The organism is Paraburkholderia sp. BR10872 (assembly GCF_040965835.1).
Classification (GTDB): Bacteria; Pseudomonadota; Gammaproteobacteria; order Burkholderiales; family Burkholderiaceae; genus Paraburkholderia; species Paraburkholderia nodosa_A.
In genome coordinates, this window is record NZ_JBFRCN010000037.1 from 84,191 (window position 1) to 93,132 (window position 8,942).

7 protein-coding genes are annotated in these 8,942 nt (G+C 59.1%); 3 read left to right on the plus strand and 4 right to left on the minus strand.

The window, feature by feature from the left end; translation table 11 throughout:
- Positions 1-423: 423 nt before the first annotated feature.
- A complete protein-coding gene (locus AB4Y43_RS26185; protein WP_368729105.1) occupies positions 424-912 on the plus strand; it encodes a hypothetical protein in 489 nt (162 codons plus the stop codon).
- A gap of 248 nt (positions 913-1,160) precedes the next feature.
- Here the strand turns inward: AB4Y43_RS26185 and AB4Y43_RS26190 are convergent, their stop codons facing one another.
- From AB4Y43_RS26190 to AB4Y43_RS26200, 3 genes are read right to left on the minus strand one after another with little or no spacing between them, the layout of a single operon-like run.
- Positions 1,161-1,850 (minus strand): response regulator transcription factor, encoded by a 690-nt coding sequence (locus tag AB4Y43_RS26190; RefSeq protein WP_368729106.1) that lies wholly within the window; start codon positions 1,848-1,850, stop codon positions 1,161-1,163.
- Positions 1,851-1,881: 31 nt separating this feature from the next.
- The gene (locus AB4Y43_RS26195; RefSeq protein WP_368729107.1) at positions 1,882-2,253 is read right to left on the minus strand and encodes a response regulator; all 372 of its coding nucleotides are present in this window, start codon (positions 2,251-2,253) and stop codon (positions 1,882-1,884) included.
- A complete protein-coding gene (locus AB4Y43_RS26200; RefSeq protein WP_368729108.1) occupies positions 2,253-5,096 on the minus strand; it encodes a PAS domain S-box protein in 2,844 nt (947 codons plus the stop codon). Before AB4Y43_RS26200 ends, AB4Y43_RS26195 begins: the two co-directional genes overlap by 1 nt.
- A gap of 409 nt (positions 5,097-5,505) precedes the next feature.
- On the opposite strand from AB4Y43_RS26200, the gene AB4Y43_RS26205 reads away from it, so the two are divergent.
- On the plus strand, positions 5,506-7,287 hold the full coding sequence (locus AB4Y43_RS26205; RefSeq protein WP_368729109.1) for a winged helix-turn-helix domain-containing tetratricopeptide repeat protein: 1,782 nt from the start codon (positions 5,506-5,508) through the stop codon (positions 7,285-7,287).
- A 249-nt stretch (positions 7,288-7,536) separates the two neighbouring features.
- Here the strand turns inward: AB4Y43_RS26205 and AB4Y43_RS26210 are convergent, their stop codons facing one another.
- Positions 7,537-7,662: a hypothetical protein gene (locus AB4Y43_RS26210; protein ID WP_256094829.1), complete on the minus strand. Its 126-nt coding sequence runs from the start codon at positions 7,660-7,662 to the stop codon at positions 7,537-7,539.
- A gap of 907 nt (positions 7,663-8,569) precedes the next feature.
- Between AB4Y43_RS26210 and AB4Y43_RS26215 the strand changes: the two genes are divergently transcribed.
- The coding region (locus tag AB4Y43_RS26215; protein WP_368729116.1) for a gluconate 2-dehydrogenase subunit 3 family protein at positions 8,570-8,942 on the plus strand (373 nt) is incomplete at its 3' end.

An 8,942-nucleotide genomic window follows, 5' to 3' on the forward strand; every position in this document is an offset into this window, starting at 1 on the left:
TGCTGCCGCGATTGCCTATCGAGTCGTCCTGATAGTCGCCTTTCAGAGATAAGGTTAAGCGCAAGGCGGCGCCCGACTCAAATGCACAATGGTGTAGGAAGGTCGACGCGTCGACGCGAGTGAATTTCGTTTCACCCCTCACCCAAAGTGTCATTGCGGCCACATTGGGCATGGCCTAAATTCGTTCACAGGCCGATGCTCCAAACGCAGGTCTTCCACACGCCGACGCATGGCATCCCCTACGTCGGCGCAGATTCTCCGTAAATGGCCGCTATGTGCAGATGCACTGTGCTGTGCCGCTAAAGCCGTGGCAGCAGCATTGCCGCCCTTTAACAGAAACGCCTGCTCAATCCGTTGAACGTAGCTTGGCTCCATGGCGGCTGCGCGATAAGGACACGTTTCCCGCCCAGAGGAGGATTTCTCGTGGATCGCAAGAAAACAGCCAATATGATCAACCCGATAGGCTACAAGGACGTTTTATCCGAACGTATTCCAAAGAACCTCGTCGAGCTAGCAAAAAACAGGAACCTGCTGTTCAACGCATCTGTCATCGCGGTATGCGTCTGGGCAGTGATTGAGACACCTTTGGAGCTTGGTGGCGCGCTTGATCGGACCGGGCTGCTTGCCTTGGTAGCGTCGAAGGTACTGCTCGGCTTCATTGGCACGGCCGCCATAGCCAACCTGCGCTTTACCCGTCAGGTTTTCACGTTCATCTGTGGAGTCGGCGTGTTCGCCATAGCACCAGCGTTACCTCTTGAGTATTCGCGCAGCGTTGCCATTGCGATCTTCTCGACGGTTGAGTGCATCGGCAAAGCGGCGTGCGTTGCATCGTTCGCCATCGCGTCGCCAGCAGGAGACAGTGTTGGCGTCCATCTGAGCGTAAGAAAACGCACGACCGACGACCAAACATGAGCTTCCGGGCCGCACTGTATCGGCAGAATCAGCGCACCAGGCGGGCAGCGACGATACTTGCGCGTCAGACGCATGGCGCGTAGGTGCAAGCGCTCATACGAACGCCGCGCAGCATCCGTGCTCGACACTCCCGGATCGATGCCCGAATTCGTCGCTAGCCGATCGGAGAAGCGGGAGCCGGAGCGCACACGGCTTCCTGGTGCATGGTCAGGTCGCTCGAGTAGTCTTCCAGCGATATGCCGACCGCTTTACGCGACTTTTTGCAGCGCGGCCTTCGGCACGCGGTCAGGATGAAGTCTTCGCGCCAGGCTTATCAGTTCGGCGAGCGAGTGGGCGTTCATCTTTCGCATGACTTGCCTGCGGTGCATCTTCACAGTGATCTCGGCGATGCCGATCTCGGCCCCCACCTGCTTGTTCAGAAGTCCGGTCACGACCAACGCCATGACCTCGCGCTCGCGCCCACTGAGTGAAGCGTGGCGATCCTTGATCGACTGCAGCTCGGCTTCCTCGTTCAACGCCACGCGGCTGCACTCGATGGCATGCCGGATGGCATCGAGCAGGACCTGGTCGTCAAAGGGCTTGGTGAAAAATTCAACCGCGCCAGCTTTCATGGCCTGCACGGTCATCGGCACGTCGCCGAAGGCGGTGATGAAGATGATCGGCGTGTCGGAACGCTCGGCGGCAATAAGATTCTGAAGTTCGAGGCCGCTGAGATCGGGAAGCATGACGTCCAGCACCAGACAGCTCGGGGCCCTGTCGCGCGGGCGTTTGAGAAAGTCCTGTGCGCAGGTGTACGTCTCTGCCCTGAGACCGGCAAAGTGAATCATGGCTTCGAGCGCCTCACGCACCGAGACGTCGTCGTCGACGACGAAGACGACCGGCGTGGCTTGCGCCGGCGAAAGATCCGATTCACGTTCAACTACATGAGATGGTGTCATTGAAAGCTCCATTCGTAAGCGCCTGGATGAATTATTTGACGCGGAGCGTGGCCCGGATCGCCCCGAGCAGAGCGGTGTCGCTGAATGGTTTGAAGAGACATTCAACGGCGCCCTGTCCTGGCAGGCGTGGGCGGAGGGATTCATCTCCATGCGCTGTAATGAAGACGATCGGAACGGTTTGCCGGCGCCGCACCAGTTCGCGCTGCAGGTCCCGGCCGGACATGCCGGGCATGCACATATCGACGATCAGGCAGTGCGCCTCGCCTACATAGCTGGAGGCCAGGAACGCCTCCGCCGAAGCAAAGGCCTGCGCTGCGAAGCCGAACTCGTGCAACAGGTCAGGCAGCGATTCGCGCACCGACTCGTCGTCGTCGACCACCACGATAAGCGAGCGTTCGACCATCACAGGTCGCTCACAAATTGCTCTGCGTCCGGGCGCACCGGCAAGCTCCTATCGACAGAACGGGCCGCGGGCGGCTCGAATTCGGCTCGAGACGGTAGCGAGAATGAAAACGTCGCGCCAAAGCGCTCATTCGAGCTGGCCCACAAGCGGCCACCGTGGCTCTCGATGATGCGTCGGCATACGGACAGCCCGATGCCCATCCCTTCCCTCTTGGTCGTGAAAAACGCGTCGAATAGCCTGCCCGCATTCTGCGGGTCGATGCCCACGCCGGAATCAGTGACAGCGAATCGCACGTGGTCGCCATCCTCGCGCTCTATCTTGACCAGCATCTGCCGTGGGCGATCATCGATGCCATTCATCGCCTCGACGGCATTGAGAAGCAGGTTCAGCACCACCTGCTGGAGTTGGATCCTGTCGCCTGTGGCCGGCTGCAGGTTGTCGGCAATTTCCAGTCGTAGCACGATCCGTTTGTTCCGAATCTCTGCGCGCAGCAGTTCGATGACGTCGTTCGCGGCTTCAACCAGATCGACGGCGTCCTTCGTCACCGCCTTCTTGCTGAACAGTGCGCGCAGACGCGTCATCATCTCCGAGGCGCGGTGTCCATCCCGGATCGTGCGCTTTACGGTCCCGAGCGCACCTTCGACATTGGGCGGCTGGGCGCTCAGCATGCGCAAGCCAGTGCTGGCGTTGGTCATGATGCCGGCCAGCGGCTGGTTGATCTCATGCGCAATCGAGGCGGTCAGCGCACCCAGGCTGTTGACCCGACTTGCGTGAGCTAATTCGACGCGCAGGCCGTAGAGCGCTTCTTCGGACTCGCGGCGCTCGATGACATCATGTACCGCACCGATGTAGTCCAGCCAGCCCTGTGGGCTACGCGTCGCGTGAGCCTGTATGCGCACGTACCTGACCGAGCCGTCGGACAGGAGCAGGCGGTGCTCGAACTCCAGGTGCTGGCCGTCTTGCGCCCGCTCGATCATTTCGTGCAATAGATGAAGGTCGCCGGGGTGGACGCGCGTGGCGATCGTATCCAGCGTGACTCTCACCCCTGGCTCGAAGCCGAAGATGCGATAAAGCTGTTCCGACCAGGTGAATGAACCAGTCTCTGGGCGCCAGCTAAAGCTTCCGCTCAAGGTGAGCTGCTCGACTTTGGCCATCAGCGCCGCGCTCTTGCGCAGTTGCTCCTCCGCCTTCCTGCGTGCCGTGATGTCACGTGTAACGCCCAGCTGCACGATTGCGCCGTCGCAATCGTGCATCGGCGCGGCATGGGTTTCGAGGTGCCGTCGCTCATAGTGTGGCGAGATGAAGTCGAACTCCAGGACGCCGTCCCGTCCCGAGCAAATGTTTCTGTTGAACTCGACATAGCGCGCGCGATGTTCAGGAGCCACGAAATCGAAGTAACACGCTCCGATCACACCTTCCGCACGCACCGATCTCAAAGCGCGGCGTGCAGCCGAGTTGGCGCACAATACCGTTCCGTCGTTTGCGAGGACCGTCACGCAGTCCGGCGTCGTGTCCACGATCGCACGGAAGCGCTCCTCGCTTCGCTTCAGTGCGAGTTCGCCCTGTGCACGCTCGATCGCAATACTCGCAAGGTGTGTAAGCCGTCCTGTTAGATCGGATTGAAACGGAGAGGGGGTTCCAGGCTCCGACCGGAATAACGTGAATGTTCCCAGCACTTCGTTTGTACGTGACAGGATCGGGGTCGCCCAGCACGCGCGCAGACCATGTGCGAGACTCAGGTCGCGCCATGCCGTGGGCCAGCGTGAATCAGACGCGATATCTGATACGACGACCTGCTCGCTGCGCGACGCTGCTAATCCGCAGGGTCCCAAGTCCAGGTGGACGCGGCCGCCACTCGAAGGATAGGTGTAGGTCAAAGCGAGGCCTGCCGCATTCACCTGCTGGAATGTCATGTCGCCGGGTTCGATCAGCGCAATATTGCAGAAGCAATCGCTCACGATCTGCTCGACCAGCCGGCATAAGTCATCAAGAACCGTGGGTAAGGGCAGGCCCATGGCGATCATTTCGAGCAGGCGCTTCTCGCCCGCAAGCAGCGCCTCGGCTCGCTTCCGCTCGTCGATGTCCGTCTGCAGGAAGTACCAGAGAGCGATTCGCCCCTCCTTGTCCTGCAACGGAAAGCCTTGTACGCGAAACCATCGATAGACGCCGTCCGCGCGACGATGACGGGACTCAAAATCGTAAGGCTCGCCGGTTCTGAGTGACGCATAAAATCGGGCAACAGTCGCACGTCGATCATCCGGGTGGGTAAAGTCTCTGCTAGTCCACTGCTTCAGTTCTTCGAGCGTCGCCCCTGAATATTTGAGCGTATGGCGGTTGGCTTGAAACACGTCCCCGTCCGGCGTAAAGAGAATGACGCGCGTAGGCAGTCCGTCCACGATGAGCCGAAAGCGCTCCTCGTGTGCCTTCAGGGCCGCTTCGGCCTGCTTACGGTCCTCGATATCCGTGTTGATCCCGCACCACTTCGCGACTTTGCCGGCAGCGTCGACGACCGGACTGACACGGCATAGAAACCAGCGATACGTGCCATCGAAGCGACGCATTCGCGCTTCCAACTCGCCTTGCACGCCGGAAGCAACGACCGCTCGCCAGGCGTCAAGCAGCGCGGGCCGGTCCTCGGGATGGACCGCAGACTGCCAGCCCTCGCCGCACGCGTGCTCGACGGAGAGCCCCGTATAGTCCGACCAGGGGCGATTGACGAATTCAATGCGACCGTCCGGCAGTGCGGTCCAGACCAGGCCCGGGAGCGCATCCACCGTACTTCTGAGTTCATATTCCATCGCGGTCCTTCCCTTCAGGCGCGCTACCAGCGCGAGCTTTTCCAATCTGCGCCCGTATTGGCGCGCGCTGCGCTTCTGCCGTTCCCGAAGAGAAGCGCACGTCGAAGGCTCACGAAAACTTAAGTATTCCCTTCAAAATAGATCGCTCCGACGGGACCATTGTTAGTCTGAAAGTGACCGGAAGTCGTGAGGAGACGGTGATATAGGCGGGGAATTTTAGTGAGGAATGGCTTTCGGCGATCGGAGCCTTTGGTGGCGCACCTCGAATCCAATCCGTGTCGATGTGCCTTCCGTCCAGACGCTCAGTGTTCCGGCCTGCCTTTGATAATATCGATGGAGCCTTTACGGTAGTCGTCCAGACTTGCTATACCGTTCCTGACCAGGCGGATGCTCGTGCGGACGGTATTCAGCAAAGCTATAATTCTGATAACCGACCGGCTGGTGGAGAGACCCGATGGACGACCTCCGAGTGGGGAACTGGGTGGTCACCCCCAGCCTCAACAGCATCTCTTCCATGGGCCGGACCGTTCGCGTCGAGCCGAAAGTAATGGAAGTGCTGGTGTGTTTGGCCCAGCACCCGGGAGACACGGTTTCCAAAGAGCAGCTCTTTCAAGCTGTGTGGCCCAAGACCGTGGTGACCGAGGATGTATTGAAGCGCTGCATCGCTGAGTTGCGCCGCGCCTTTGTCGACGATGCCCGCGATCCGCGCGTCATCGAGACAATTTCGAAACGAGGCTATCGACTGCTTGCACCGGTAACTGCAGGCAGCGCCACGCCTGCGCCCACTGAGAGTGTGGTAAGCGATTCCATCGTGGTCCTGCCGTTCGTCAACATGAGCGCAGATCCGGAGCAAGAATACTTTGCCGACGGGATCACTGAAGAAATCATCGACGCGCTCGCCCAGATCCAGGAGCTTCACGTCGTGGCACGAAGCTCCGCCTTCTCGTTCAAGGGTAAGCACATCGACTTGCGCATTGTGGGCGAGCAACTGAACGTGCGCACCGTTCTCGAGGGAAGTGTGCGCAGAGCGGATAATCGCCTGCGTATCACGGCGCAACTTGTGTCTGCGGTGGACGGATATCATCTCTGGTCGGAGCGCTATGACCGTGAGATGAACGATGTTTTCGCTATTCAGGAAGAGATTGCCCAAGCGATAGTGAAGCGGTTGAAGATCACGTTCCCGTGGAATACGAGAAACCTGACTAATCCTGGAACCCCGAATCTCGAGGCATACGAGTCCTACCTGAAGGGTCACGCTCTGCTCTACAAGAGGGGTCCCGCTATTTCACGTGCCCTCGCCTGTTACCAGCGGTCAGTGGATCTCGATCCAGGCTATGCATTGGCGTGGGCCGATCTTGCCGATTGCTACTCGATGCTTTGCTTCTACGGGTTTGCGGCTCCTCAGGCTTTCATGCCCAAGGCCATAGAGGCCGCTCGACACGCGGTGGCATTAGATCCTTCGCTCGCCGAAGCACACTGCACCTTGGCTCTCGCCTACCTGCTCTGGGCCTGGAACACAGCGGAGGCCGAGCGTGAGTTTCTTTGCGCGCTACAACTGAATCCGAAGTACATCTCGGCACTCGGCTGGTACGGAAGTGCTTATCTCCAGTTCTCGGAAGGGCGGCTGGCGGAGGGAATGGAGCAAGCGAAGCTAGCGCTGGCAGCGGACCCCCTATCCGCCTACGCACACGCCTTATACGCACTGACCTGTATCGTGGCGGGCAAAACCGGGGAAGGCGTGGAGGTCAGCCGGCGCGCCGTCCATCTCGATCCCGAGAGCTTTCTTGCTAACTGGGTGCTGCAAATGGCACTGCTGTTGAACGGCCAGTTCGAAGAGTCTATCGCGGCGGGAGAATCGGCATTGGCCATGTCCGGCCGGCACCCCTGGTCCATGGCCTGGCTTGCCGTGGCACTCGCAAGTTGGGGCAAAGCCACGGACGCCGATGCGATTTTCGCCGAAATGCAGGCCCGAGCCCGTCGTGAATATGTTACGCCGACGGCGCTCGCTATCACGGCTTGTGCGGTGGCGAGGGAGGATGAGGTGATTCGCTACGCCCGCGAAGCGTGCGAAATTCGCGACACTAATTTATTTTACTTTTCCAGATATTTTCCTTTGTCACACCGGTTGTATCGTTATCCGCGGTTTTGCGAAATCATTGCACAGTTGGGGCGCAGTGATTGGTTGCGCGATCACCCGCCGATAACGGTTACGCAGGAGCCACGTGCGCAGGAATGAATCGCGCTCGGTTGCTGATGCTGAGTCACTGAGGCGTCGTGGTTTACCGGAAATCGCAGTTTGTTGACTCACTCCGCCTCATGACCTTCAGTCATTTCCGCGAAACACTTCGTACAACAGATTACTGTAATATTCGAGCAATAGTTCACGCGCTTCTGTGCGTCCTCTTTCAATTCGCCGCATTCATCGCAGCGGGTCAAGGCACGGAACTGCAACGGTCGTGAGCGCCACCGTTCGATTGCGTTCATGTCAGCAGCCTTCACGTTGATCTCGTGTGCCGGCGGCGATGATGTTCATCGCCATCTTCGGTAGTTCTGTCGACGTCGGATCTTCTCGGCGTAGCTCAAGCAAATCCCTTGCGTACATGCTCATCATGGTCCTCTCGTTAGATATGAGGCTATGGTCAACAGTCCGGTCTTGCCGGATTACGACAGTATGGCCTGCGGGCGTTTTGGCTCCGCTTCTGCAGCCTCACCATTGCGACGCGTCCATACCATCTACTTCAAAGAGATGGTTACGACGGGAGCATTATTGGTGTGGATGTGCCCGAAAGTCGTGAGAGGACAGTAATGTCGAAGTGAAATTTTGGTGAGGACGGTACTATGCAGTCAGTGAACAATGGGACATGACAGCACTCTAGGCTGCAATCGGTGTAGCGGTCCACTGCACAATGGCTTACCTAGATCTATGTGTCGATGGGAAGTAGCGCCGTGTCATATGTAACCCAAAGTGCATTTGCGTCTACGCGTGGCTTACTCTAGATTGGCTTTCAGGCGGAAGGCTTGTTGTGGATTTCAGGAAGCGGCCGACTTGGCCAACCCGAGAGACTAATGATCTTTAAAGCCATTGACGCGGCGGCGTAGAGTGTCTCCCCGCTTAGTGGCTTGGGTCTCCTCGGCCAGCTTGTCATGCACATGGGCCTACTTGGTGCCGTAATGGGTAACGTTTCCGTTACTTCTGGACATACGGATTGGGTTCGAGGTCGTGCTCATCGGCACAGCGCTTATTGTGACCACGCAGCTGAGCATTGATATAAATTAGGATACCGAATGTATCTTTATCTGGCTCAAAAGGACGAGGCCCGTGGCATACGGCACCCGATCCAGTACCCATGGAAATGCATCGTTGGTAGCGCTAATCGGTACGCTTACTGGCCGCGATCTAACCCTCGTTGGTACCGCGTTCTGATTGCCGGAGCAATCAGTGGTCTGCTTCACCAATTGGTGATCTCCAGTCCCCGCTTGCCGCCTCAGTCGAAGCTGGCCGCGCAGTCTTGATACGGATTTCAACTATGTCCGACTCTCCTCTCACGTCACGCCGCGGCTTCCTGCGCACGGCAGCGGTGCTCGTACCCGCCAGCGCACTGGCGGGCTGCGAGGGCGGCAAGCAGCCGTCGAGCGAAACCGCCGCGGCGGGCAGCGCCGCCTCTGCGCCCAACGCCAGGCCAGAAGCCCATCAGGCCGTCGCCTACAAGCCGCGCTTCTTCGACGCGCGCGAGTGGGCCTTTGTCGAAGCCGCCACCGACCGTCTGATTCCCGCCGACGCCGAAGGCCCCGGCGCGCTGCAAGCCGGCGTGCCCGAATTCATCGACCGGCAGATGGACACGCCTTACGCGCACGGCGCGCTCTGGTACATGCAGGGGCCGTTCCAGCAAG